The organism is Micromonospora costi (assembly GCF_003626655.1).
GTDB classification, from domain to species: domain Bacteria; phylum Actinomycetota; class Actinomycetes; order Mycobacteriales; family Micromonosporaceae; genus Micromonospora; species Micromonospora costi.
The window spans coordinates 385,835-409,894 of the sequence record NZ_RBAN01000004.1 but is presented as its reverse complement, the minus strand read 5'-3'; the positions used below and the strand labels follow the sequence as shown (position 1 = coordinate 409,894).

General features: G+C 72.8%; 25 protein-coding genes. 13 read left to right on the top strand and 12 right to left on the bottom strand.

Features of this window, described 5'->3' with window-relative positions:
• Positions 1-3: 3 nt before the first annotated feature.
• The gene (locus D7193_RS23690; protein ID WP_120781736.1) at positions 4-585 is read right to left on the bottom strand and encodes a TetR/AcrR family transcriptional regulator; all 582 of its coding nucleotides are present in this window, start codon (positions 583-585) and stop codon (positions 4-6) included.
• 51 nt (positions 586-636) lie between these two features.
• On the opposite strand from D7193_RS23690, the gene D7193_RS23685 reads away from it, so the two are divergent.
• Complete coding sequence (locus D7193_RS23685; RefSeq protein ID WP_120781735.1) at positions 637-1,146, top strand: GNAT family N-acetyltransferase; 510 nt, start codon at positions 637-639, stop codon at positions 1,144-1,146.
• Between the two features lie 40 nt (positions 1,147-1,186).
• Here the strand turns inward: D7193_RS23685 and D7193_RS23680 are convergent, their stop codons facing one another.
• A complete protein-coding gene (locus tag D7193_RS23680) occupies positions 1,187-1,948 on the bottom strand; it encodes a FadR/GntR family transcriptional regulator (protein ID WP_241563340.1) in 762 nt (253 codons plus the stop codon).
• A 244-nt stretch (positions 1,949-2,192) separates the two neighbouring features.
• Between D7193_RS23680 and D7193_RS23675 the strand changes: the two genes are divergently transcribed.
• The 9 genes from D7193_RS23675 (at position 2,193) to D7193_RS23635 (ending at position 10,140) form a co-directional block, all read left to right on the top strand.
• On the top strand, positions 2,193-3,374 hold the full coding sequence (locus tag D7193_RS23675) for an ABC transporter substrate-binding protein (protein WP_241563338.1): 1,182 nt from the start codon (positions 2,193-2,195) through the stop codon (positions 3,372-3,374).
• A 75-nt stretch (positions 3,375-3,449) separates the two neighbouring features.
• On the top strand, positions 3,450-4,400 hold the full coding sequence (locus D7193_RS23670) for a carbohydrate ABC transporter permease (protein WP_206611952.1): 951 nt from the start codon (positions 3,450-3,452) through the stop codon (positions 4,398-4,400).
• Positions 4,397-5,212: a carbohydrate ABC transporter permease gene (locus D7193_RS23665; RefSeq protein WP_120781732.1), complete on the top strand. Its 816-nt coding sequence runs from the start codon at positions 4,397-4,399 to the stop codon at positions 5,210-5,212. Before D7193_RS23670 ends, D7193_RS23665 begins: the two co-directional genes overlap by 4 nt.
• A gap of 7 nt (positions 5,213-5,219) precedes the next feature.
• On the top strand, positions 5,220-6,368 hold the full coding sequence (gene dgoD / locus D7193_RS23660) for a galactonate dehydratase (RefSeq protein ID WP_120781731.1): 1,149 nt from the start codon (positions 5,220-5,222) through the stop codon (positions 6,366-6,368).
• A 5-nt stretch (positions 6,369-6,373) separates the two neighbouring features.
• Positions 6,374-7,009, top strand: coding sequence for a bifunctional 4-hydroxy-2-oxoglutarate aldolase/2-dehydro-3-deoxy-phosphogluconate aldolase (locus tag D7193_RS23655; RefSeq protein ID WP_241563336.1), 636 nt, complete (start codon positions 6,374-6,376; stop codon positions 7,007-7,009).
• On the top strand, positions 7,006-7,959 hold the full coding sequence (locus D7193_RS23650; RefSeq protein ID WP_120782176.1) for a sugar kinase: 954 nt from the start codon (positions 7,006-7,008) through the stop codon (positions 7,957-7,959). Before D7193_RS23655 ends, D7193_RS23650 begins: the two co-directional genes overlap by 4 nt.
• 35 nt (positions 7,960-7,994) lie before the next feature.
• Positions 7,995-9,224 (top strand): D-mannonate dehydratase ManD, encoded by a 1,230-nt coding sequence (gene manD / locus D7193_RS23645; protein WP_120781730.1) that lies wholly within the window; start codon positions 7,995-7,997, stop codon positions 9,222-9,224.
• Entirely contained in the window at positions 9,214-9,759 is a 546-nt protein-coding gene (locus tag D7193_RS23640) for a gluconokinase (RefSeq protein WP_120781729.1), read from the top strand. Before manD ends, D7193_RS23640 begins: the two co-directional genes overlap by 11 nt.
• A gap of 39 nt (positions 9,760-9,798) precedes the next feature.
• Positions 9,799-10,140, top strand: coding sequence for an MmcQ/YjbR family DNA-binding protein (locus D7193_RS23635; RefSeq protein WP_120781728.1), 342 nt, complete (start codon positions 9,799-9,801; stop codon positions 10,138-10,140).
• Between the two features lie 19 nt (positions 10,141-10,159).
• On the opposite strand, the gene D7193_RS23630 is transcribed toward D7193_RS23635, so the two are convergent.
• From D7193_RS23630 to D7193_RS23585, 10 genes are all read right to left on the bottom strand, one after another.
• On the bottom strand, positions 10,160-11,047 hold the full coding sequence (locus D7193_RS23630) for an alpha/beta fold hydrolase (RefSeq protein WP_120781727.1): 888 nt from the start codon (positions 11,045-11,047) through the stop codon (positions 10,160-10,162).
• A 58-nt stretch (positions 11,048-11,105) separates the two neighbouring features.
• Positions 11,106-12,329, bottom strand: a complete 1,224-nt coding sequence (locus tag D7193_RS23625; RefSeq protein WP_120781726.1) for a 4-hydroxybenzoate 3-monooxygenase — start codon at positions 12,327-12,329, stop codon at positions 11,106-11,108.
• A 115-nt stretch (positions 12,330-12,444) separates the two neighbouring features.
• Positions 12,445-13,641: an MFS transporter gene (locus D7193_RS23620; RefSeq protein ID WP_120781725.1), complete on the bottom strand. Its 1,197-nt coding sequence runs from the start codon at positions 13,639-13,641 to the stop codon at positions 12,445-12,447.
• Entirely contained in the window at positions 13,638-14,468 is an 831-nt protein-coding gene (locus tag D7193_RS23615; protein WP_120781724.1) for an IclR family transcriptional regulator, read from the bottom strand. The genes D7193_RS23620 and D7193_RS23615 overlap by 4 nt, the downstream gene beginning before the upstream one ends.
• A gap of 14 nt (positions 14,469-14,482) precedes the next feature.
• Positions 14,483-15,943, bottom strand: coding sequence for a benzaldehyde dehydrogenase (locus D7193_RS23610; RefSeq protein ID WP_120781723.1), 1,461 nt, complete (start codon positions 15,941-15,943; stop codon positions 14,483-14,485).
• 44 nt (positions 15,944-15,987) lie between these two features.
• Positions 15,988-17,586 (bottom strand): thiamine pyrophosphate-binding protein, encoded by a 1,599-nt coding sequence (locus D7193_RS23605; protein ID WP_120781722.1) that lies wholly within the window; start codon positions 17,584-17,586, stop codon positions 15,988-15,990.
• Positions 17,583-18,413 (bottom strand): ABC transporter ATP-binding protein, encoded by an 831-nt coding sequence (locus D7193_RS23600; protein ID WP_120782174.1) that lies wholly within the window; start codon positions 18,411-18,413, stop codon positions 17,583-17,585. Before D7193_RS23600 ends, D7193_RS23605 begins: the two co-directional genes overlap by 4 nt.
• Positions 18,414-18,418: 5 nt before the next feature.
• Positions 18,419-19,213 (bottom strand): ABC transporter permease, encoded by a 795-nt coding sequence (locus tag D7193_RS23595; RefSeq protein WP_120781721.1) that lies wholly within the window; start codon positions 19,211-19,213, stop codon positions 18,419-18,421.
• Positions 19,210-20,037 (bottom strand): ABC transporter permease, encoded by an 828-nt coding sequence (locus D7193_RS23590; RefSeq protein ID WP_206611951.1) that lies wholly within the window; start codon positions 20,035-20,037, stop codon positions 19,210-19,212. The genes D7193_RS23595 and D7193_RS23590 overlap by 4 nt, the downstream gene beginning before the upstream one ends.
• A complete protein-coding gene (locus D7193_RS23585) occupies positions 20,034-20,996 on the bottom strand; it encodes an ABC transporter substrate-binding protein (protein WP_120781720.1) in 963 nt (320 codons plus the stop codon). Before D7193_RS23585 ends, D7193_RS23590 begins: the two co-directional genes overlap by 4 nt.
• A 305-nt stretch (positions 20,997-21,301) precedes the next feature.
• On the opposite strand from D7193_RS23585, the gene D7193_RS23580 reads away from it, so the two are divergent.
• From D7193_RS23580 to D7193_RS23570, 3 genes are read left to right on the top strand one after another with little or no spacing between them, the layout of a single operon-like run.
• Positions 21,302-22,120 (top strand): CoA transferase subunit A, encoded by an 819-nt coding sequence (locus D7193_RS23580; RefSeq protein WP_120781719.1) that lies wholly within the window; start codon positions 21,302-21,304, stop codon positions 22,118-22,120.
• Positions 22,117-22,881 carry a CoA-transferase subunit beta gene (locus D7193_RS23575; RefSeq protein WP_120781718.1) on the top strand — a complete coding sequence of 255 codons (765 nt, stop codon included), beginning with the start codon at positions 22,117-22,119 and terminating at the stop codon, positions 22,879-22,881. The genes D7193_RS23580 and D7193_RS23575 overlap by 4 nt, the downstream gene beginning before the upstream one ends.
• On the top strand, positions 22,878-24,059 hold the full coding sequence (locus D7193_RS23570; RefSeq protein WP_120781717.1) for a thiolase family protein: 1,182 nt from the start codon (positions 22,878-22,880) through the stop codon (positions 24,057-24,059). The genes D7193_RS23575 and D7193_RS23570 overlap by 4 nt, the downstream gene beginning before the upstream one ends.
• Position 24,060 lies beyond the last annotated feature (1 nt).

The window sequence follows — 24,060 nt, the reverse complement described above, 5'->3', positions numbered from 1 at the left end:
GTCTCACCTGCCGGCCGCGCCCACGAGGTCCAGGTGTTCCTCGACGGCGGCGGTCGTCCGGTCGGCGTCGCCGGTGGCGAGCAGGTCCAGCAGGGCGCCCCGGAGAACCGCGAGGGTGAGGGTGTGTCCGGCCGGGCCGCGATCGGAACGCCGGGGGGTCGTCGGTCCGGCGAGTACGCCGAGCCAGTCGTCGACGGTCTGGCGGGCGAAGCCGGTCCACGGGCCGCCGGGGTCGACGAGGGACCGCGCGTACGCCTCCAGCCAGAGGGTCAGCAGCGGGCGGTGGGCCGGGTCGACGAGCCACCGCCAGGTGGCCCGGGTGACGGTGGCCGGATCGCTGCCCGCCGAGTCGGCCCGTACCCGGTCGAGCAACGCCAGCTCGTCGCTGCGCGCCCGGGCGAGCAGTTCGCGGATCAGGCCGTCCTTCGAGCCGAACAGAAACAGCAGGACGCGCGGGCTCGATCCGATGGCGGTGGCCAGGGGGCGCAACGACAGCTCGGCCAGCCCGCTGCGCAGCACGTACCGGTAGGCGCTCTCGAGCAGCTCGTCCCGGCGGGCGGAGGGGGCTCGTGTCGCGTCGCTCATGGCGCTACTCTGCCACTGAAACGGTCGTTTCAGTAGCTCGGGGGAGTGGTGATGGACGAGCGCATCAGGATCCGCAAGCTGGGCCGGCCCGGTGACCTGGGCTGGGTGGTCATGGCGCACGGCGAGCAGTACGCGGCGGAGTTCGGCTGGGACACGACGTTCGAGGCGTTGGTGGCGCGGATCGTGGCCGACTACGCGGCCGACCACGACCCGCGCCGGGAGGCCGCGTGGATCGCCGAGATGGACGGGCGCCGGGTCGGGTGCGTCTTCTGTGTCGCGGCCGACCCGGAGGTCGCGCAGCTGCGGATCCTCCTCGTGGACCCGTCCGCCCGGGGACAGGGTCTCGGCGGGCGGCTGGTCGACGAGTGCCTGGCGTTCGCGCGCCGGGCCGGCTACGCGCGCATGCGCTTGTGGACCAACGACCCGCTGGTCGCCGCCCGGCACGTGTACCTGTCGCGGGGCTTTGCCCTGACCGGGCAGGAGCCGCACCACAGCTTCGGTGCGGATCTCGTGGGCCAGGTGTACGAGGTCGACCTGCGCGCCGGAACCGAGGCGGCGTAGGGAGGACCGGGCGCCCGGGTGGGACGGTATCCGGTGGGCCCTAGGCCCGCTCGGGCTCCGCGGACAGCTCCCACAGCGACTTCATCTCGTCGAACGCCTGCTCCATGAGCTGCACCATGGCTCGCCGGGCGCGGTCGCCGTCGTGCCGCTGGATCGCCTGGGCCACCTCGGCGTGCAGGGCGAGCGCCTGCTCGTGCGGGTGGTGCGGCATCAGATGGTGCTTGTGCCGGCCGGTGAGCACCTCCGCCACCAGGTCCTGCAGGCGAAGGAACATCTCGTTGCCGGACGCGAGCAGCACCCGGCGGTGGAACTCGATGTCCAGGCGTAGGAACCGGTCCTCGTCGCCCGCCTGGCCGGCGGCCCACATCTTCGCCGCGAGACCCACGAGGTCGCTCGCCTCGTCGTGGCTCGCCCGGGTCGCGGCCAGCAGGGCGGCGTGCGGCTCGACGGCGGTGCGCAGCTCGGTGATCGAGCGGAGCTGGCCGATGCGACCGGCGGACGCGAGACGCCAGCGGATCACCTGCGGGTCGTAGACGTTCCACGCGGTTGCTGGGCGGATCAGCACGCCGACGCGGCGGCGGGTCTCGATGAACCCGATCGAGGCCAGGACCCGCAGCACCTCGCGGATCACCGACCGGGACACCGCGTAGCGGTCGACGAGGTCGTCGATGTTGAGGACCGCTCCGGGTGCCAGCTCACCGCCACAGATGGCGGTGCCGAGGTGATCGAGGACGCGTGCGTGCAGCCCGGACTCGACAGGGGCGGTCTCGGCGGCTGCAACCCCTGGGGAGGTCCGTTCCACGCCAAGGATCATATCAGTTGGATCAACCCCTTGAATAAGTCAGCTTTTTGCGCCTAGCATCCCGTCGTTAAGCGGATGTAAACAGCGAGGTAGCGCCTCCGCCGAGGTAGCGACCACGACAGAAGGAGAGACAAGCGTGCGACGTCGATCGATACTCGGCACTTCTCTTGCCGTGGTCGTCGCCATGGGCCTGTCCGCCTGTGGCGGTGGGGACGGCGGTGACGGGGGGTCCGACACCCTCCGCGTGACCCTCGTGAACCACGTGTGGACCGAGAACATCAAGAAGGCCCTGCCGGAGTTCGAGAAGCAGTCCGGCCTGAAGGTCGAAGTCACCCAGCTCGGCGAGGACCAGCTCTCCGACCAGTACAACGTCAAGCTGAACGCCGGGTCCAGCGACATCGACGTGATGATGTACCGGCCGCTGCAGGAGGGGAAGCTGTTCGCGAAGAACAAGTACCTCGCCGACCTCACCGACCGGGCCAAGTCCGACAGCGCCTTCGAGTTCGCCGACTTCCAGGCCGGGCCGGTGCAGGCCACGACCTATGAGGACAAGTTCGTCGGCGTACCGATCATCACCGAGCAGGAGGTCCTCTACTACCGCAAGGACCTGCTGGAGAAGTCCGGTTTCACCGCGCCGCCCAAGACCCTCGACGAGCTCAAGGCGCAGGCCGCGAAGGTCGAGGCCGACAACCCGGGCGTGGCCGGCTTCGTGGCCCGCACCGGCAAGGCGGCCGCCGTCACCCAGTTCTCCAGCTTCCTGTACAGCTTCGGCGGCGACTTCGTCGACGGCAGCGGGAAGTCCGCGGTCGGCAGCGAGCAGGCCAAGCAGGCGTACGCCTACTACGGTGGGATGCTGCGCGACCACGGCCCGGACAACATCAGCACCGACATGAGCTGGTCCGAGGCGATGGCCATCTTCACCCAGGGCAAGGCCGCCTTCTACACCGAGGCCAACTCGCTCTACAAGAACGCCACCGACCCGGCCAAGTCCAAGGTGTCCGACACCGTCGGCTTCGCCGCCTTCCCGGCCGGCCCGGCCGGCTCGAAGCCGTACAACATTCCCTCGTGGGCGCTGGGCATCAACGACACCTCGAAGAACAAGGACAACGCCTGGAAGTTCATCCAGTGGGCGGCCGGCAAGGAGCAGTCCCTGGCGCAGCAGGAGGCCGGCGTCCCCGGGGCCCGCGCCTCGGTCTGGGCGAACCCCGAGGCCATCTCGACCTACCCGAAGGACCTCGCCGAGGCCACGACCGTCAGCACCGCCAACGGCATCGGCCACGACCGGCCGCTGGTCGTGAAGGTCGCCGAGGCGCGGGAGATCGTCGGACAGCCGATCGTGGACGCGATCACCGGCAAGGACTCGGCCGCGTCGGCGGACGCGGCGCACGAGGCGTTCCAGAAGTTCCTCGACGACGAGGCGAAGTAGCCCGACCGCGACGGTGGCGGGGCCGCCCGGCCCCGCCACCGCGCGCGACCCTGGCCCTGCGAACCCGGAGTCTCCATGTCCACCGTCACCACCCCCGTCACCAGATCGCCCGACGCCCGGCCGGCGCCGCCGGACGGGTCGGCCTGGTCGCGTTGGGCCAACGCGCACCGCAAGTGGCTCTTCGCGGCGCCCGCCATGGTGTTCGTCGCCGTGCTGATCATCTTCCCGGTCGCCTGGACCGGGTACCTCAGCCTCACCGACGCCGAGGGCTCGGTGCGCGCCGAGAGCGAGTTCATCGGGTTCCAGAACTACCTCGACGTGCTCGCCGACACCGACCGGTTCTGGCCGGCCGTGTGGCGCACGGTCGCCTTCACCGGCGTCGTACTCCTTTTCGAGATCGTCCTCGGCATGGCGATCGCCCTGCTGCTGTGGCGGCCGTTCCGCGGTGAGCGCTGGGTCCGCGTCGCGATCCTCCTGCCCCTCGTGGCCACCCCGGTCGCCGTCGGCATGATGTGGCGTCTGATCTTCGACCCCAACATCGGGATGGCCAACCAGTTGCTGGGCTGGATCGGCATCGGCCCGCAGCCCTGGCTCTCCGGGCAGCACTCGGCGCTGCCCACCACGATGTTCATCGACATCTGGCAGTGGACGCCGATGGTCGTGCTCATCCTGCTCGCCGGCCTCACGTCGCTGTCCGACGAGCCGCAGGAGGCCGCCCGCATCGACGGGGCGAGCACCTGGCAGCGGTTCCGGCACGTCACCCTGCCGCTGCTCATGCCGACCGTGATCGTCGCGATCCTGCTGCGCGGCATCGACGCGCTGAAGACGTTCGACATCCTCTACGCCACGAAGGGCCGCGGCGGCGGGTCGTTCCACGAGGTCGAGACGCTCAACGTGTACGCGTACGGGCTGAGCTTCGACTACAACGACTACGGCGTCTCGTCGACCGTCCTCATCATCTTCTTCCTGATCATCATCGGGGTGATGTGGGCCCTGACCTACCGCAAGAAGGGGCTGGACCGATGAGGCCGAGCCGGCCGTACCAGATCTTCCGGGCGGTGGCCCTCGCCGTCGTGGTGGTCGCGCTGCTCGCGCCGCTGCTGTGGATGATCGCCGCGTCGTTCAAGACCAACGTCGACATCTACGACAGCGGCAAGGCGTTCGCCTTCTCGCCCACCCTGGACAACTACTCCAACGTGCTCCAGCGGGCCAACTACGTCCAGTTCATCGGCAACAGCCTCTGGGTGGCGTTCGCGGCCACCGTGCTCTCGCTGATCCTGGGTGTGCCCGCCGCGTACTCGATGAGCCGGTTCAGCATGCGCCGGTCGGCGGTCGTGGTGCTCATGGCCCGGGTGATCCCCGGCGTCTCGCTGCTGGTGCCCTGGTACTACGTCTTCTCGAACCTGCAGATGGTCGGCGGGTACACCGTGCTCATCCTGAGCCACATGTTCGTGTCGCTGCCGCTGATCGTCTACATCATGATGGGCTACTACGACGGCCTGCCGACCGAGCTGGAGGAGGCCGCGCTCGTCGACGGGCTGACCCACATCGGCGCCTTCCGGCGGATCTCGCTGCCGCTGTCGCTGCCCGGCATCGCCACCGCCGGCATCCTCTCCTTCATCTTCTCCTGGAACAACTTCATGTTCGCCCTGGTGCTCTCGGGCGCCGACACCAAGACGCTCCCCGTGGCGATCTTCGACTTCGTCGGGTACGCGAGCATCGACTGGGGCGGCCTGATGGCCGCGGCCACCGTGGTCACCCTGCCGATCATGGTGATCGCCCTGTTCGTGCAGAAGTACGTCGTCTCCGGCCTCACCGCCGGCGCCACGAAGGGTTGAGGACACCATGACCACGATCGCGCGGGTGGAGACGTTCCTCGTCGCGCCCCGATGGCTGTTCGTCCGGGTCGAGACCGCCTCCGGCCTGGTCGGCTGGGGCGAGGCGACCTGCGAGGGCCGGTCGGAGACCGTACGCACCGCCGTCGAGCAGCTCGGCGAGCTGCTCGTCGGCCGGGACGCGCTGCGCATCGAGGACCACTGGCAGGTGATGACCAAGGGTTCGTTCTACCGGGGCGGGCCGATCCTGGCCAGCGCCGTCGCGGGTCTCGACCAGGCCCTGTGGGACATCGCGGGCAAGCACTTCGGCGCGCCCGTGCACCAGCTGCTGGGCGGCCCGGTCCGGGACCGGATCCGGGTCTACGGCTGGGTCGGCGGCGACGAGCCCGCCGAGGTGCGTGACCACATCGCGGCCGCCGTCGAGTCGGGCCTCACCGCGGTCAAGATGAACGCCTCCGGCCGGATGAGCGCGGTGGCCTCGGTCGCCGAGCTGGACGGGGTGGTCGAGCGGGTGGCCGCGGCGCGCGAGGTGCTCGGCGACGACCGCGACGTCGCGGTCGACTTCCACGGCCGGTTCACGCTCGCCAACGCCCGCCGGGTCGCCCCGCTGCTCGAACCGTTCCGACCGTTCTTCCTCGAGGAGCCGGTGGTCCCGGAGAACTCCCACCTGATCGGCGAGTTCGTCCGTTCCACCACCACGCCGGTGTCCACCGGGGAGCGGCTCTACAACCGGCAGGAGTTCCTGCCGGTGCTCCAGGCCGGCATCGCGGTCGCCCAGCCGGACCTCTCGCACGCGGGCGGCATCACCGAGGTGCGCAAGATCGCTGCGTTGGCCGAGGTGTACGACGCGCAGCTCGCCCCGCACTGCCCGCTCGGGCCGATCGCCCTGGCGGCCTGCCTCCAGGTCGGCTTCGCCACCCCCAACTACCTGATCCAGGAACAGAGCATCGGCATCCACTACAACCTGGGCGCCGAGGTGCTCGACTACTGCCTCGACAAGACGCCGCTCACGTTCTCCGACGGGTACGTGGAACGGCTGACGGCACCCGGCCTCGGTATCGACATCGACGAGCACGCCGTGCGGACGGCGGACAAGCGGGGCCACGCCTGGCGCAGCCCGACCTGGCGGCACCTCGACGGCTCCTACGCGGAATGGTGAAGAACATGACCCTCAACCTCACTGCCGAACTCACCGACGCCCGCATCCTCGCGGTCATCCGTGGCACCTCCACCGCGGGCGCGATCGCCGCCGGCGCGGCCCTGCTGGAGGAGGGCGTCCGCATCGTCGAGGTCGCCCTCACCACGCCCGACGCGCCGAAGGCCATCGCGGCGCTGCGGGAGACGGCGCCCGCCGGTTCCCTCGTCGGCGCGGGCACGGTGCTCACCGCCGCCGACGTGGCCGACGTGGCCGCCGCGGGCGCCCAGTTCGTGGTGACCCCGGCCGTCGTCGAGTCGATCCCGGAGGCCGCCCGCCGCGGCCTGCCGGTCGCCGCGGGGGCGTTCACCCCGACCGAGGCGTACACCGCGACGCGGATGGGCGCCTCGGTGGTCAAGCTGTTCCCGGCGTCGGTGGGCGGTCCCGGCTACCTCAAGGCGGTGCGCGACCCGTTCCCGGACATCCCGTTCGTGGCCGTCGGCGGAGTCGGGTTCGACGACGTGCCCCGCTATCTCGCGGTGGGCGCCATCGCGGTCGGCGTCGGTGGCCCGCTGGTCGGTGACGCGGCGTCCGGCGGCGACGTGGACGCCCTGCGGGAGCGGGCGCGCACCTACCTGGAGGCCGTGGCGGGGTGGCGCGCGTGACCGCGCCCGACCTGCTCACCTTCGGCGAGGCCATGGTGTCGTTGCGCTCGACCGGCCCGCTCGCGAGTGGCGCCACGCTGAGCATGCACCTGGCCGGCGCCGAGTCCAACGTGGCCGTCGGCGTGGCCCGCCTGGGCCATCGGGCAGCCTGGGTAAGCCGGGTGAGCACCGACGAGTTCGGCGAGTACGTGCTGCGGCAGCTGCGCGCCGAGGGCGTGGGCGTGGACGGGGTGACCCGCGACGCCGAGCGGCAGACCGGTCTCATGTTCCTGGAGCAGCGCAGCGCCGACCTCACCCGTGTGCAGTACTACCGGGCGGGGTCGGCCGGGTCGGCGCTGCGCGTCGACGACGTGAAGGCCCCGCTGGCCACCGGAGCGCGGATGCTGCACCTGACCGGCATCACCCCGGCGCTGTCGGACACGGCTCGCGAGGCCACCCGCTGGGCGGCCGAGACCGCCGCCGCGGCCGGTGTCCCGGTCTGCCTCGACGTGAACTACCGTGCCCGCCTCTGGAGCCGTGAGGCCGCCCGCGCGGTGCTCACCCCGCTGGCGGCGTACGCCTCGACGGTCATCGCCTCCGTCGACGAGCTCGATCTCGTCGGTGACCCGGGCGCCGACGAGTCGACCGTCGTGGCCGACCTGCTCGGGCGCGGCGTGGAGACCGTCCTGGTGAAGCTGGGCGCCGACGGCGCCCGGGCGCACACGGCCGACGGGGTGACGCACGCGGGCGTGCTTCCGGTGACCGCCGTCGACACCGTCGGCGCCGGGGACGCGTTCACCGCCGGCTACCTGTCCGGCTGGTTCGACGGGCTGGACCTGGCCGGGCGGCTGCGCCGCGCGGCCACCCTCGGCGCCTTCGCGGTCTCCACCCGCGGCGACTGCGAGGGCCTGCCCCGCCGCGCCGAACTCGCCCTCCTCGACGGCCACGAGGCGGGCAGCGTCCTCCGCTAGCCGCCGCACCCGTTTCCAGAAAGGCACCACCCCTCGTGAAGATCGCCGCCGCTGACGTCATCGTGACCAGCCCGGACCGCAACTTCGTGACCCTCAAGATCACCACCGACGACGGCCTCACCGGCCTGGGTGACGGCACCCTCAACGGGCGGGAGCTGGCAGTCGCGTCGTACCTGCGTGACCACGTCGTCCCGCTGCTCATCGGGCGGGACCCGCACCGCATCGAGGACACCTGGCAGTTCCTCTACCGCTCGGCGTACTGGCGGCGCGGGCCGGTCACCATGGCGGCCATCGCCGCCGTGGACGTCGCCCTGTGGGACATCAAGGCCAAGGCCGCCGGGATGCCGCTCTACCAGCTGCTGGGCGGCGCGTCGCGCACCGGCATCATGGCGTACGGCCACGCGTCCGGCCGCGACCTGCCGGAGCTGTTCGACTCGATCCGCCGGCACCTCGACGAGGGCTTCCGGTCGATCCGGGTGCAGACCTCCGTGCCCGGCATCAACGCCGTCTACGGCGTCGCCGCCCAGCCCAGCGTCGACGGCAAGCGGTACGACTACGAGCCGGCGCAGCGCACCCCGCTGCCCGCCGAGGAGGACTGGGACACCCGGGCGTACCTCCGTCACCTGCCGGGCGTGTTCGAGGCGGTCCGCAACGAGTTCGGCCCGGAGCTGCCGCTGCTGCACGACGGGCACCACCGGATGACACCCATCCAGGCCGCGAAGCTCGGCAAGGCGCTCGAACCGTACGACCTGTTCTGGCTGGAGGACTGCACGCCGGCGGAGAACCAGGAGGCGCTGCGGCTGGTCCGCCAGCACACCACCACCCCGCTGGCGATCGGCGAGGTCTTCAACACCGTCTGGGACTACCAGACGCTGATCCGCGAACAGCTGATCGACTACGTCCGCTCCGCGGTGACCCACACCGGCGGCATCACCGCCATGCGCAAGCTGCTCGACTTCGCGGCCCAGTACCAGATCAAGAGCGGCATCCACGGTCCCACCGACATCTCGCCGGTCGGCATGGCCGCCGCGCTGCACCTGGACCTGGCGATCCACAACTTCGGCATCCAGGAGTACATGAAGCACGGTCCGCTCACGAACGAGGTGTTCCGGCAGTCGTTCACGTTCGCCGACGGCTACCTGCATCCGGGCGAGCAGCCGGGCCTGGGCGTGGAACTCGACGAGGCCGCCGCCGAGGCGTTCCCGTACGTGCCGGCGTACCTGCCGTTCAACCGGCTGATGGACGGCACGGTCCATGACTGGTGAGCACCGGCCCACCCGGCACGTCGTGGTGATGGGGGTGTCCGGCGCCGGCAAGACCACCGTGGCGCGAGGGATCAGCGAGGCGACCGGGCTGCTCTTCGCCGAGGCGGACGAGTTCCACACGCCCGAGAACGTGGCGCGGATGCGGGCCGGCGTACCGCTCGACGACGCGGCCCGGTGGCCCTGGCTGCGGGAGCTGGCCGCGTGGATGGCCCGGCGCGGCGCCGAGGGCCGGTCGACGGTGCTGGCGTGCTCGGCGCTGCGGCGCTCGTACCGGGACGTGTTGCGCCAGGGACCCCCGTCGGTGGACTTCGTGCACCTGGACGGGCCCGCCGAGGTCATCCGGGAGCGGATGTCCCGCCGTACCGGGCACTTCATGCCGGCGAGCCTGCTCGAATCACAGCTCGCCACGCTGGAGCGGAGCGAGCCGGACGAGTCCGTGCTGGTGCTCGACGTGTCACTCGACCCGGACGAGCTGGTGGCCCGGGCGGTCGAGGGCCTCGGTCTGGCGGCCGCGACCCGCGTGGGGGAAGCCTAGTCGTCCGGGATTGTCGGTGGCGGTCGCTACCGTCGCGGCATGGTGACCGTCGCCGACGTCCGGGCGCTGGCCCGCACGCTGCCCCGCAGCAGTGAGCACCTGATCCACGACCGGGTGAAGTTCCGGGTCGGGTCGATCGTCTACGTGGCCTTCAGCCGCGACGAGGCGACGATGGGCTTCGGCTTCCCGAAGGAGGAGCGGGCGGCGCTGGTCGCCACCCAGCCCGACCTGTTCTTCCTGCCCGGCGTGTCGGACCTGCGGTTCAACTGGGTCTGCTGCCACACCGCCCGGCTCGACCACGACCACATGACCGAGCTGGTGACCGAGGCGTGGCGCATGTGCGTGCCGAAGTTCCTCGCCCGGCAGCGGCTCGGCGACTGACGGCCGGGGTCGCCTGCGGTCAGGCCAGCGCCTCGGCCTGGCCGATGAAACCGATGGTCCGCTCGACCACGAGGTCGGGGGAGTGCACCTGCAGGTCGTGGCTGGCCCCCGGCACGACCTCGACGTGGGCGGCCGGCAGCAGGTCCCGCAGCCGGGCCGCCACGACGCCCGCGTCGTACATCTGGCTGCGCTCCCCGAGCAGGACCAGCACCGGGGGCGCGATGCCCCGCCAGTCGTCGTCGGAGAGCGGGGGCGGCGCGGGCAACCGCCGGCGGAACCGCATCGTGGCACCGGCGAGGCGCATCAGCTCGCCGTCGAGCAGCGTGGCGTTGTGCAGCCAGCGGGCGAGGCGCCGACGGGCCGGCGCGGGGGTGAGCGCCGCGAGCCCACCGGCGAGCACCCAGAGGAGGAACCGCCCGCTGATCCGGCCGAGACCGGCGGGGTCCAGCAGCGTGATCGTGGCCGTCCGGCCGGGCGCGTGGAGGGCGTGTTGCAGGCCGACCCAGCCGCCGTAGGAGCAGCCCACCACGTGCGCGCGCCCGACGTCGAGGGCGTCGAGCACCTCGTCGAGCCAGCGGGCCAGGTCACGGCCGTCGCCGATCGGCGCGCTCTGGTCGGAGGCGCCGGGTTCACCGACCGGATCGACGGCGATCACCGGGTGGGTCCGGCCGAGCCTGGTCACGTACCGGTACCAGGTGAGCGCGTTGCCGCCGGCGCCCGGCAGTAGGACGACGGGAACGCCGTCGGCCGGCCCGGACCGGTAGACGCGGGTCGTGCCGAAGGCGGTGGGCACGTCGAGTGACGTCCGCTCGACCGGCCACAGTCGATCCATCGCCCGGGCGTAGGCGGCCAGGAACGTGGTGCGCGCCCGGTCGCTGGTGAATGCGCTGATCCGTGGTTCCGCCATGGTGGCCTCCGATCCCCGGCAGCCGCTTTTTATGGTGCAACCGTACCATAAAAAGCGCTCACCGGACCCCGCCCGCCGGCAGGCCGGGCTCGTCGGCGATCCGGCCCGCGAGGTCCTGCCACGGCAGGCCCACGTAGTTCTCGGCCAGGCTCGTGGCGTACGCCCGGGACGTGGTCACGTACCGCAGGGTCGCCGACTGGAGCCGGGCCTCGTACGGGTCGTCGGCGGCCAGCCGGTGCAACATCGAGGTCATCCACCAGGAGAAGTGCTGGGCCCGCCACACCCGACGCAGCGCGGTCTCCGAATAGCTCTCCAGCAGGTCCGTCCGCCCCTCGCCGTACCACGCCGCGAGGGCCTCCCCGAGCAGCGCGACGTCGGCCAGGGCCAGGTTCATGCCCTTCGCGCCGGTGGGCGGGACGATGTGCACGGCGTCGCCGGCCAGGAACAGCCGCTGCCACTGCATCGGCTCGACCACGAAGCTGCGCATGGGCGTGATGCCCTTCTCCAGGATCGGGCCCTCGTTCAGCGACCAGCCCGGCACCGTCTCCAGGCGGGCGCGCAACTCCGCCCAGATCCGCTCGTCCGGCCAGTCGGCGATGTCCTCGTCCGGCGCTACCTGGAGGTAGAGCCGGGAGATCTGCGGCGACCGGAGACTGTGGAGGGCGAAGCCCCGCTCGTGGTTGGCGTAGATCAACTCGTCCACGGCCGGGGGAGCGGCGGCCAGGACGCCCAGCCACGCGAACGGGTACGTCCGCTCGTACGTGCGCAGCACCCCCTCCGGCACCGCGCCGCGGCTGATCCCGTGGAAGCCGTCGCAGCCCGCCACGATGTCGCAGTGCAGCTCCTCGTCGCGACCGTCCCGGCGCAGGTGGACGACCGGCGCGCTGTCGAGGTCCGACAGGCGCACCGCCTCGGTGTCGAAGAGGATCGTGCCGCCGGCCGCGAGCCGGGCGGCGATGAGGTCCTTGACCACCTCCTGCTGCCCGTACACGGTGATCGCCCGCCCGGTCAGCTCCGTCATCGGCACCCGGTGCGACTCGCCGTCGAAACGCAGCTCGATGCCCTCGTGCCGCATCCCCTCCCGGCGGAGCCGCTCGCCGAGCCCGGTGCGGCACAGCAGGTCGACCGAGCCCTGCTCCAGCACGCCGGCGCGCACGCGCTGCTCCACGTACGCCCTGCTGCGGGACTCGACGACGACCGACTCGATTCCCTGCAGGTGTAGCAGGTGCGAGAGCATGAGCCCCGCGGGTCCCGCGCCGACGATGCCCACCTGGGTCCGCATCCGTGCCTCCTCACTCCCGTCGCGGCACACCGCGACGCCGTTGCGCGCCGGGCACCAGCCTGCCCCCACGGGCGACGGATCGTCCCGCCCGGTTTCCACTCAGTGGAAGCTCCGGTCACACCGTCCGGTCCCGTCCCGCACCCACGGCGGCCACCGCCATCGCCACCGCCGCCACGCACAGCGCGCCGAGGGGCAGGCCCCACCCGCCGGACCGGTCCCGGAGCACACCCACCAGCAGCGGGCCGGTCGACCCGACCAGGTAACCGACCGACTGCACCGTCCCGGACAGGTCGCGGGCCCGCTGGGGCGTCCCGGCGCGCAGCACCAGCAGAGCCAGCGCGAGGCCGATCCCGGCGCCCTGGGCCAGGCCGGTCACGGTGGCCCAGAGCAGATACAGCGACGGCGCCACCAGCAGGCCGAGAAGGCCGGCGCCCCAGGTGGCCGCCACCAGTACGCCGAACCCGCGCTGCCGGCGCAGCCGCGCGGCCAGCGCGGGCGCGGCCACCGCGGTCGAGATGCCGAGCAGGTTGAACAGTCCCAGCGCCCAGCCGGCGCCGGCCGCCGACACCCCGGCGTCCCGGACGATCGTCGGCAACCAGGCGAGCAGCGCGTAGTAGGTCAACGACTGCATGCCCATGAAGACGGCCAGGGCCCAGGTCACGGGGGAGCGGAGCACCGAGGCGCCGCGTACCGCCACCACCGGGACCACGTGCCGGCGCCGCACCCGGGGCAGCCACGCGACGGCGGCGACGGCGGCGGGCACGCCCACCAGCAGCAGGGCGCCGCGCCAGCCCAGCCCGGTGTGCGCGAGCGGGGCGGCGACCGCCGCCGCCACGGCCGCCCCGCCGGTCAGGGCCGCCGTCGTGAACGCGGTGACCGTGCCCTGCCGCGCGGGGAAGTCCTGTTTGACCGCGCTGGGCACCAGCACGTTGCCGACGGTGATCCCGGCGCCGATGACCACCGTGCCGGCGATCATCCACCAGAACCCGGGCGCCGTGCGCAGCACGCTGCCCGCCACGATGGCGAGCATCGCGGCCAGCAGAGCGGACTCGACGCCGACGCGGCGGCCGAGGAGCGCCGCGAACGGTGACAGCAACCCGAAACAGAGCACGGGAAGGGTGGTCAGCAGCCCCGCCGCGCCGCTGCCCAGGTGCAGGTCGGCGCGGACGTCCGGCAGCAGCGGCGCGAGTGCCGCGATGGCGGCCCGCAGGTTGAGCGCCAGCAGCAGCACACCGAGCAGGGCCAGCGGGCCGGTGGTGCCCGCCGTGCCCGCGCGCTCGCCCGTCCGCGGCCGGTCGTCGGCCACTCTCATGTGCCGGCCCGCCGGCCCGCCCGGCCGCGCAGCGCGATGGCGTGCTGCAACGTCGGGTACGGATCGTCCGCCGTGTCGGCCAGCCGGGCGGCCACCTGCTCGGCCGCCTCCCGCAGGGCCGGCGCCAGTCGTTCCGGCGCCGCGCCGAGGCTGTGCCCCACGACCCCGATCGACGCCAGCGCCGTGCCGTCCGCGTCGCGTACGGGCACGGCCACCGAGCAGGAACCGAGGGTCATCTCCTCGCTGGTCCGCGCCCACCCCCGCGCACGGACGGTGGCCAGTTCCCGGGCCAGCCGGCCGGGCTCGGCGATCGTGTACGGCGTGCAGCGGGTCAGCGGCCGTCGCAGGTGGGCCGCCACGAACGCCGGTGGGGCGAAGGCGAGGAGAGCCTTGCCGACGCCGGTGGCGTGCAACGGCAACCGGCCACCGACCCGGGAGATGATCGGCACCGCCCGGTGGCCGGTCACCTTCTCCACGTAGAGCGCCTCGTCCCCGTCGCGGACCGCCAGGTGCACGTTCTCCCGGACCGCGGTGTGCAGATCCTGCAGGAACGGCAGCGCGACCTCCCGCAGCCGGGTGTGCAGCGGCGAGAGCAGCCCGGCCTCCCAGAGCCGGACGCCGATGCGATAGGCGCCGTCCGCGTCGCGGGTCAGCGCCCGCCAGGCGACCAGTTCCCCGACCAGGCGGTGCGCCGTGGCGAGCGGCAGCCCGGTCCGCCGGGCGAGGTCGCTGAGGGTGAGCGCGGGGTGGGTCACGTCGAACGCGCCGAGGATGGCGAGCACCCGGGCCGTCACCGACGTGCCCGGGGTCCGGATTCCGCCCGCCACAGTCGTCCGCCCGATCAGAACGGGTACCGGCTGATGTCGCCCTGCACGGTCAGCCACTGCGTCTCGGTGAACGCCTCGACGTTCGCGGCCGGGCCGCCGAAGCGGGAGCCGGTGCCGGAGGCGCCCACCCCGCCGAACGGCGCCACCGCCTCGTCGCTCACGGTCTGGTCGTTGATGTGCACGATGCCGCTCGGGATGCGGTCGGCCAGAGCCATGGCCCGCATCACGTCGCGGCCGAGGATGCCCAGTGACAGCCCGTACTCGGTGTCCCGGGCCAGCGCCACGGCCTCGTCCGGGTCGGCGAAGGTGAGCACCGGGGCGACGGGGCCGAACACCTCCTGCGCGTACGCCGGGGTGGTGGGGGTGACGTCGGCGAGCACGGTGGGGCGGTAGAACAGCCCGTCGTACCGGCCGCCGGCGGCGAGCCGGGCGCCCGCGTCCACACTGGCCGTGACCAAGTTGTGGATCTTGTCACGCTGCCGCTCGTCGATGATCGGCCCGAGCGCCACCTGTTCCTTGGCCGGGTCGCCCACCGGCAGGTGGTCGGCCTTCTCGGCGAGCGCGGCCACGTACCGGTCGGCGATGCTCTCGTGGACCAGGTGCCGGCCCGTGGTCATGCAGATCTGCCCCTGGTGCAGGAAGGAGCCCCAGGCGCCGGCGGAGACCGCGAGGTCCAGATCCGCGTCGTCGAGCACGATGAGCGCCGAGTTGCCGCCGAGTTCCAGGTGCGCCCGCTTCAGGTGGCGGGCGGCCGCCTCGCCGACCTTGCGTCCGGCCGCCGTCGAGCCGGTGAAGCTGACCACGCGCACGTGCGGATCTGCGACCAGCGCCTCCCCGGTCTCCACGCCTCCGGGCAGCACGTGCAGCAGCCCCTCGGGCAGGCCCGCCTCCTCGAAGACGCGGGCGATGGCCAACCCGCCGCCGACCGCGGTGCGCAGGTCCGGCTTCAACACCACCGCGTTGCCCAGCGCCAGCGCCGGCGCGACCGAGCGGATCGCCAGGATGAGCGGGAAGTTGAACGGGGCGATGACCCCCACCACGCCGACCGGGATCCGCCGTACGAGGCTCAGCCGGGGCTGCGCACTCGGGATGATCTCGCCGAGCGGGCGCGAGGCGAGAGCTGCCGCCTCGTAGCACTCCTGCGCCGCGGTGTCGGTCTCCACGCCGGCCTTGGGCGGGATCGACCCGGCCTCGCGTACCAGCCACTCGCCGACCTCGGCGGCGTGCCGCTCCCACAGTTGCCCGGCGCGGCGCAGCACCGCGGCGCGTTCCACGTAGCTGGTCGCGGCCCACGCCCGCTGCGCCTCGGCGGCGCGGGCGCAGGCACGTGCCACGTCGTCGGCGTTCGCCACACCCACCACGCCGATCTCGTCCCGGGTGGCGGGGGAGCGCACCGGCGCCGTTCCGCCGGCTGCCTCCACCCAGCCGTCGCTGTAGAGCGTGCCGTGCCAGGTGCCGGTGTCGAGCAGGGTCATCGTGGTCTCCTTGAGAGGGGGCGGCGCGGGGGACGCCGGCGGAGTCAGGGTTCGAACCGCGTGTCCACCCGGACGGGCACGTCGAGCAGCAGCGGTTCGGTGCGGTGGGCCAGCGTCGGGACCACCTCGTCGAGGACGGCCAGGAGTTCCGGGTGGTCGACCACCCGGCGGGCGGGACAGCCGAGGGCCTGCGCGATCCCGTGCACCGAGACGTCCTCGAAGGCCGGCCAGGGGGCCTTCCCGCCGGCCTTGTCGGCGAGCCGGTCCAGCACGGCGTACCGGCCGTTGGACAGGACGACGAAGAGCACGCCGCAGCCGTACCGCGCGGCGCTCCAGAGCCCCTGGATGCCGTAGAGGGACGAGCCGTCGCCGAGCACCGCGACGACCGGCCGGGACGGGTCGCCCATCCGCAGTCCGGCCGCCGCCGGCAGCGCGAAGCCGAGCCCGCCCATGGCCGCGCTCACGAAGCCGCGGGGTTCCCGGGCGGGGAGCAGCCGGTGCAGGTCCGGCCGGGACGACGGTGTCTCCTCGACCAGCACGACGTCGCGGGGCAGCCGCTCGGCGAGCGCGGCGAACACGTGCACGGCCCGCATCGGCTCGCCGGCCGCCGGCGGCTCGACGGTCCCGGCGCGGGGCGCCGGTGCCGGTGCCCGCCGCGGCGTCACCTGCTCGGCCACCGCGAGGCAGAACGCCGCCGGGTCGGCGAGCACCGCCAGCTCGGCCCGGCTGTGGTGCAGCTCGTCCGGGTCGTCGGAGACGACGGCCACCGTGAGGCCGTCGGGCACCAGCGGCCCGGGCTCGTACGGGTACTGCCGGAACGCGCCGGTGCCCACCACGAGCGCCACGTCGTGCGGGGCGAGCACCGCACGCAGCCGGGACCGGCCGGCCGGCAGGTGACCGGCGAAGCGCGGATGGTCCTGCGGGAACCCGGCGCGGGCGCCGAACGCCTCCTGCCAGACCGGCGCGCCGATCCGCTCCGCGAGCGACACCAGCGCGTCCCAGGTGCGGCGGTCGTCGGCGCCCGCGCCGACCACCACCAACGGGTTCGCCGCCCGGTCCAGGAGCCGGACCACCTCACCGGCGGCCGCGTCCGCCTCCGGACCGGCGCGCAGCACGGTGGTCGGCGCGGCCAGCCCGAGCGCCGGGTCCGTCGGCGCCGACCAGTCGTCCATCGGCACGACCACGATGGCCGGGCCACGGTGCTGCCGGGCCTCGTGCCACGCCCGCCGGATCGCCGCCGGTACGTCCTGGGCGAGCGCCGGCTGGTTGACCCAGACCGGGTACGGCCCGGCCAGCCCGTCCAGGCGGCCGGCGAGGAACGGCTCCAGGGCGAGGTGCCGGCGGTCCTGCTGGCCGACCACCACGACGAGCGGCGCCCGGTTGACCCGGGCGGTGGCCAGCGCACCGACGGCGTTGCCGAGCCCGGCCGTGGTGTGCAGGTTCACGAACGCCGGCCGACCGGTGGCGATGGCGTGCCCGGTGGCCATCCCGACCACCGAGCCTTCGTGCAGCGCGAGGACGAACTCCAGGTCGTCCGGCAGGTCCGCGAGGAAGGCGACCTCGGTCGAGCCGGGATTGGCGAAGATGCGGTGCATCCCGTACCGGCGCAGGACGTCGAGGGTGGCGTCGCGGACCGTCGTCATGCCGGCTCCACCGCGCCACGCTGTTGCTTGGCCCGCTGGATCTGCGCGAAGACCTGCCCGCGCAGTTCGGCGAAGCGGGTCGAGGAGCGGGTGGTGAGCTGGTCCCGCTCCTCGGGCAGGTCGATGGCGATGTCGTCGAGCACCACCGTCGGCGCGGACGAGAGCACCAGCACCCGCTGGCCCAGGTAGACGGCCTCGTCGATGTCGTGGGTGACGAACAGGGTGGTCACCCCGAGGCGGTGCCACAGCGACCGGACCAGGTCCTCCAGGTCCGCGCGGGTCTGCGCGTCCACGGCCGCGAACGGCTCGTCCATCAGCAGGATGTGCGGCTCGTACGCGATCGCGCGGGCGATGGCCACCCGCTGCTGCATGCCGCCGGAGAGCTGCCACGGGTACGCGGTGTGCACGTCGGCGAGACCGACCGCCTCCAACGCCTGGTGGACCAGCTCGCTCCGGCGCGCCTTCGGCAGCTTCTTCTGCTTCAGCGGCAGCTCGACGTTCCTGCGCACGGTCATCCACGGGAAGAGGCTGCGGCCGTACTCCTGGAAGACCACCGCCATGCCCGGCGGCGGGCCGTCGACCGCCGTGCCCTCCAGCACCACCTCGCCGCCGGTCGGGGCGAGCAGGCCGGCGATGCACTTGAGCAGGGTGGTCTTGCCGGCGCCGGACGGGCCGACCACGCACACGAGGTCACCGCGTGCGACCGCGAACGTCAGGTCGCGGACGGCCTCCACCGAACGGCCGTGGCCCTCGTACACCTTCCGCATGCCGCGCACGTCGAGCAGCACCTCGGTGCGGGTGGCGGACTGGGTCTGCGTCTCGCTCATGACGGTCATCGACTCCCCCCTCGCTGCGCCTGGCGCAGACCGAAGTACCAGTTGAGGGCCCGCCGTTCGAACAGCCGCATGAGCATGGCGAGCAGGAACCCGAGCAGGCCGAGCAGCAGGATGCCGGTCCACATCTCCGTGACGGCGAACGTCCGCTGGAACTGGATGATGCTGAACCCGAGCCCGTTGCTCGCGGCGAACATCTCGCTGATGACCATGAGGATGATCCCGATCGACAGGCCCTGCCGCAGCCCGGTGACGATCTGCGGGCTGGCCGACCGGACCACCAGGTGCCAGAGTCGGGACGGGCCGCGCAGGCCGTAGCAGCGGGCCGTCTCCACCAGCACCTCGTCGACGGCGCGGACCCCCTCGACGGTGTTGAGCAGGATCGGCCAGACGCAGCCGGAGACGATCACCAGCACCTTCATCGTGTCGCCGATCCCGGCGAAGAGCATGAGCACCGGCACCAGCACCGGCGGCGGGATGGCCCGGAGGAACTCCAGCACCGGCTCGCAGAAGGCCCGCAACCGGCGGGACGACCCGATCGCGATGCCGAGCGTCACGCCGAGCGCGACGGCCAGCAGGAAGCCGCCGAGCAGTCGGAGCAGGCTGGGGAGCACGTCCGCGCTCAGCCGGCCGGAGCGCAGCCACACGTCGTCGACGGCGGCGAGGATGTCCGACAGCGGCGGCAGGTAGTAGCTCTCGCTGTCGGCGGTGAGGATCCACCAGAGGGCGAGCAGCGCGGCCGGCAGCGTGAGTGCCGCGAGGCTCGCGCGGGTGACGCGCCGGAGGATGCTCACGACACCACCTCCCGGCGCAGGGACGGGTGCCAGGACAGCAGCCAGCGTTCGAGCCGCCGGGCCAGCACGTTGACCGCCACGCCGAGCAGCCCGGTGACGACGACCAGCGCGTACATCCGGGCCACGGCGCCTCCGGACTGCGCGATGCCGATCTCGTTGCCCAGGCCGGGCGCGCCGATGACGAGCTCCGCGGTGATGGCGAGGATCAGCGCCACCGCCGCCGCGAGGCGGACGCCGGTGAGCACGTACGGCAGGGCGGTCGGCCAGGTGACGTGCCGTACGCGTGCCCAGCGGCTCAGTCCGAAGGTGCGCGCGGTCTCGCTCGCGACCGGGTCGACGTCCCGGACGCCGTAGAGCACCTGGACCAGCACCTGCCAGAACGAGGCGTAGACGACCAGAAGCAGGACGGAACGCAGTTCGGTGCCGAAGACCAGCACCGCCAGCGGAATGAGCGCGACGGAGGGGATGGGCCGCAGGAACTCGATGGTCGAGGCGGTGAACTCGCGCAGCACCGGAACGGTGCCGATGACGAACCCGACGGTGACACCGAGGGCGACCGCGATGGCGAGGCCGAGGAACCAGCCCCGCACGGTGTCGCCGAGCGCGGTCCAGAAGGCGGCCTCGCCCGCGAGGTCGGCCAGTGCGCCGCCGACCCGGCTCAGCGGCGGCAGGTAGTCCGGTGAGACGAGGCCGGCGCGCGGCACGGCCTCGAGCAGCGCGAGGAAGGTGGCGAAGCCGAGCACGCCCAGCAGGGCGTTGCCGCCGGCCAGCCGGCCGGCCCGGGACCTGCGGGTCGGCGCGGCGAGGGTGGACGGCGACGTCACGGGAGCAGCGCCCCGACGTCGACCTTCTCGGTGATGAGCCCGTCGGTGAGCATCAGGTCGGCCAGTGTCTGGACCGAGTCCCGGTTGATCTGGCCGGACCAGGCGGGCAACGTCATCTTCTCGGCGACGGCCGGGTCGATCTTCGCGTACGACGGCAGCACCGCCCGGGCCTCGTCCGGGTGCTCCTGGGCGTACGCCAGTGACTTCTCGATGGCCGCCGTGAAGCGCTTGGTGAGGTCGGCCTTCTGCTGGACCGTCCGCTCGGTGGTGAAGTACGCCGCGATCGTCAGGTTCGGCGCGGTGTCGACGAAGTTCGAGGCGATCACCTTGGCGCCCTGGTTCTGGGCGACCGTGAAGAACGGCTCGACGATCCAGGCGGCGTCGACCCGCTTGTTGGCGACGGCGGCGGGCATGTCCGGGAAGGCCAGCTCGACGAACTTGACGCCGGTCGGGTCGCCGCCGGCCTTGCGGATCGAGGCGCGCACAGTGGTGTCGCCGATGTTCTTGAGGTTGTTGACGGCGACGGTCTTGCCGGCCAGTTGGGCGGCGCCGGTGATCGGGCTGTCCTTCGGCACCACGATGCCGCCGAAGTCCTTGCCCTGCTGGCCGGTCGAGGAGTTGCCCTCCGCGACCGCCTTGAGGGGCAGCTTCTGCGCGCGGGCGACGATGAGCGAGACCAGGTTGCCGAAGGCGAAGTCGAACTCGCCGCTGACCACCCCCGGCACGGCGGCCGCGCCGCCGGTGGTGTTGACGACCTCCACCTCGAGACCCTGCTCGGTGAAGAAGCCCTTCTGGATGCCGAGGTGCAGCGGGGCGACGTCCACGATGGGGATGGCGCCGACCTTGATCTTGGTGGTGCCGCCGTCGCCCGCGGACCCACCCTCGTCCGAGGAGCCGCAGGCGGCGGTGGCGGTGAGCAGAGCTGCGGCGGCTATGGCACTGATGACGAGACGGCGCATGTAGGTACTCCCGCGTCCGGCGGTCCGAAGAGGACCGGGGGGTGTGGTGGGGCGTCCGTGCCGGAAAGCCGCCCGTGGTCGTGTTCGCTAGCCGAACGGCTGTTCTCATCTAGAACGTTGGCACGTGGCCTGGCTCACGTCAACGGGTCGTCGCAACATTTCTGCAACGGGGCCGACGCCGTCCGGCCGGTCCGTCCGGGCCGCGTTGACGGATGCCGTTGCGGGGCATTACGTTCGTGATAAGTACGGCAGTCCGCATAGCGAACAGCGCGGTCCGTGGGGATCCGCGGGAGGCGGGGAGGCTCATGGCGAAGCTCGTCTCGCTGGCCGAAGGCGTGGCGGACCTGGTCCGCGACGGCGATGTGGTGGCCCTGGAAGGGTTCACCCACCTCATCCCGTTCGCCGCCGGACACGAGATCATCCGTCAGGGACGGCGGGACCTGACCCTCGTCCGGATGACACCCGACGTCATCTACGACCAGCTCATCGGCGCCGGCTGCGCCCGCCGCCTGGTCTTCTCCTGGGGCGGCAACCCCGGCGTGGGCTCGCTGCACCGGTTCCGCGACGCCGTGCAGAACGCCTGGCCGGGGCCACTGGAGCTGGAGGAGCACAGTCACGCGGGCATGGCGAACCGGTACGTGGCGGGCGCCTCCGGGCTCCCGTTCGCGGTGCTGCGGGGCTACACCGGCACCGACCTGCCGCGCCACACCGCCAACATCCGCACCATCACCTGCCCGTTCACCGGCGAGGAACTCACCGCGGTCCCCGCGTTGCGGCCCGACGTCACGGTGGTGCACGCGCAGCGGGCCGACCGGGCCGGCAACGTGCAGATGTGGGGCATCACCGGCGTGCAGAAGGAGGCCGTGCTCGCCGCGCGCCGCTCGCTGGTCACGGTCGAGGAGGTCGTCGACGAGCTGAGCCCCGTACCCGGCCAGGTCGTCCTGCCCGGCTGGGCGGTCACCGCGGTGGCCGAGGCGCCCGGCGGCGCGCATCCCTCCTACGCCCAGGGCTACTCGGTGCGGGACAACGACTTCTACGTGGGCTGGGACGCCATCAGCCGCGACCGGGACCGGTTCCTGGACTGGGTGCGGCAACAGGTCCTGAAGGCGGAGGCGATGGCATGAGCGGGGCGTACACGGCCGACGAGATGATGACCGTGGCCGCCGCCCGGCAGTTGCGCGACGGCGCCGCCTGCTTCGTCGGGATCGGACTGCCCAGCACCGCGGCGAACCTCGCCCGGGCCACCCACGCGCCGAACCTCGTGCTCGTCTACGAGTCCGGATGCCTCGGCGCGAAGCCCGACCGGCTCCCGCTGTCCATCGGCGACGGCATCCTCGCCGACACGGCCGACGCCGTCGTCTCCGTGCCCGAGGTGTTCAACTACTGGCTGCAACCGGGCCGGATCGACGTGGGGTTCCTGGGCGCCGCCCAGCTCGACCGGTACGGCAACATCAACACCACGGTCATCGGCGGCGAGTACGACGACCCGACGGTGCGCCTGCCCGGCGCGGGAGGCGCCCCGGAGATCGCGGCCTCGTGCGGGGAGGTCGTGGTCATCGTCCGGCAGAACCTGCGCACCTTCACCGAGCGGGTCGACTTCGTCACCTCGGTCGGATACGGCTCCGGGCCGGGCGACCGGCAGCGGCTCGGCCTGCGCGGCGGCGGCCCCCGCATGGTCATCACCGACCTCGGCGTCCTGGAGCCAGCCCCGGACACCTGCGAGCTGACCCTCACCCGACTGCACCCCGGCGTCACCGTCGCGCAGGCCCGGGCCGCCACCGGCTGGGCGCTCGCCGTCGCCGACCAGCTGGTCACCAACGAACCGCCGACGGCGGACGAACTCGCCGTGCTCCGTGCCCTGGAAGCGACGAAGGGGACCCGATGAGCCGCGACGTCTACGTCCTCGACGCCGTACGCACCCCGATCGGCCGCTACGGCGGCGCCCTCGCGGGCGTACGCCCCGACGACCTCGCCGCCCACGTGATCCGCGAACTCGTCGCCCGCAGCCCCGGGCTCGACCCGGCCCGCATCGACGACGTGCTGCTGGGCGACGCCAACGGCGCCGGCGAGGACAACCGCGACGTCGCCCGGATGGCTGTCCTGCTGGCCGGCCTGCCCCCGTCCGTGCCCGGCGCGACCGTCAACCGGCTCTGCGGTTCCGGCCTGGAGGCGGTGATCGGCGCGTCCCGGGCGATCGCTCTCGGCGACGCCTCGATCTGCGTCGCCGGCGGTGTCGAGTCGATGAGCCGGGCGCCCTGGGTGCTCACCAAACCCGAGCATGGCTTCCCCCGAGGCCACGAGACGCTGCACTCGACCACGCTCGGCTGGCGGCTGGTCAACCCCCGGATGCCGCGGGAGTGGACCGTCCCGCTCGGTGAGGGCGCCGAGATCCTCGCCGACCAGTACAAAATAACCCGGGAGGACCAGGACGCCTTCGCCCTGCGCAGCCACCGGCTGGCCGCCCGCGCCTGGGACGACGGGGCGTACGCCGCCGAGGTGAGCCCGGTGCCCGACACCGCGCTGGAGCGGGACGAGAGCATCCGGCCGGACACCAGCGCCGAGGCGCTGGCCCGCCTCACCCCGGTCTTCCGCCCCGACGGCACGGTGACCGCCGGCAACGCGTCCCCGCTCAACGACGGCGCGAGCGCGCTGCTGCTCGCCGACCGGGCCGGCGCCGACGCGATCGGGCGGGAACCACTGGCCCGGATCGTCTCCCGCGCCGCCACCGCCGTCGAACCCCACCTGTTCGGCATCGGCCCGGTCGCCGCGGCCCGCGAGGCACTGCGCCGCGCCGGCCTCGACTGGGCGGACCTCGACGTGGTCGAACTCAACGAGGCGTACGCCGCGCAGTCCCTCGCCTGTCTGGCCGAGTGGCCCGACCTCGACCCGGCCGTCGTCAACCCGCAGGGCGGCGCGATCGCCCTCGGGCACCCGCTCGGCTCGTCCGGGTCCCGGATCCTCGGCTCGCTCGCCTGGCAGTTGCACCGGCGGGGAGGCGGGCGCGGGCTGGCCGCGATCTGCATCGGCGTCGGCCAGGGGCTGGCCGTCGTGCTGGAAGCCTGAC

Excerpts from the sequence above, each read along its gene's own strand:
- D7193_RS23630 (WP_120781727.1), bottom strand. The coding sequence starts at position 11,047 with ATGGCGGAACCACGGATCAGCGCATTCACCAGCGACCGGGCGCGCACC.
- D7193_RS23625 (WP_120781726.1), bottom strand. The coding sequence starts at position 12,329 with ATGCGGACCCAGGTGGGCATCGTCGGCGCGGGACCCGCGGGGCTCATG.
- D7193_RS23575 (WP_120781718.1), top strand. The coding sequence starts at position 22,117 with ATGAGCGGGGCGTACACGGCCGACGAGATGATGACCGTGGCCGCCGCC.
- D7193_RS23690 (WP_120781736.1), bottom strand. The coding sequence starts at position 585 with ATGAGCGACGCGACACGAGCCCCCTCCGCCCGCCGGGACGAGCTGCTC.
- D7193_RS23605 (WP_120781722.1), bottom strand. The coding sequence starts at position 17,586 with ATGACGACGGTCCGCGACGCCACCCTCGACGTCCTGCGCCGGTACGGG.
- dgoD (WP_120781731.1), top strand. The coding sequence starts at position 5,220 with ATGACCACGATCGCGCGGGTGGAGACGTTCCTCGTCGCGCCCCGATGG.
- D7193_RS23570 (WP_120781717.1), top strand. The coding sequence starts at position 22,878 with ATGAGCCGCGACGTCTACGTCCTCGACGCCGTACGCACCCCGATCGGC.
- D7193_RS23685 (WP_120781735.1), top strand. The coding sequence starts at position 637 with ATGGACGAGCGCATCAGGATCCGCAAGCTGGGCCGGCCCGGTGACCTG.
- D7193_RS23620 (WP_120781725.1), bottom strand. The coding sequence starts at position 13,641 with ATGAGAGTGGCCGACGACCGGCCGCGGACGGGCGAGCGCGCGGGCACG.
- D7193_RS23665 (WP_120781732.1), top strand. The coding sequence starts at position 4,397 with ATGAGGCCGAGCCGGCCGTACCAGATCTTCCGGGCGGTGGCCCTCGCC.
- D7193_RS23655 (WP_241563336.1), top strand. The coding sequence starts at position 6,374 with ATGACCCTCAACCTCACTGCCGAACTCACCGACGCCCGCATCCTCGCG.
- D7193_RS23635 (WP_120781728.1), top strand. The coding sequence starts at position 9,799 with ATGGTGACCGTCGCCGACGTCCGGGCGCTGGCCCGCACGCTGCCCCGC.
- D7193_RS23585 (WP_120781720.1), bottom strand. The coding sequence starts at position 20,996 with ATGCGCCGTCTCGTCATCAGTGCCATAGCCGCCGCAGCTCTGCTCACC.
- D7193_RS23610 (WP_120781723.1), bottom strand. The coding sequence starts at position 15,943 with ATGACCCTGCTCGACACCGGCACCTGGCACGGCACGCTCTACAGCGAC.
- D7193_RS23580 (WP_120781719.1), top strand. The coding sequence starts at position 21,302 with ATGGCGAAGCTCGTCTCGCTGGCCGAAGGCGTGGCGGACCTGGTCCGC.
- D7193_RS23640 (WP_120781729.1), top strand. The coding sequence starts at position 9,214 with ATGACTGGTGAGCACCGGCCCACCCGGCACGTCGTGGTGATGGGGGTG.
- D7193_RS23600 (WP_120782174.1), bottom strand. The coding sequence starts at position 18,413 with ATGAGCGAGACGCAGACCCAGTCCGCCACCCGCACCGAGGTGCTGCTC.
- D7193_RS23670 (WP_206611952.1), top strand. The coding sequence starts at position 3,450 with ATGTCCACCGTCACCACCCCCGTCACCAGATCGCCCGACGCCCGGCCG.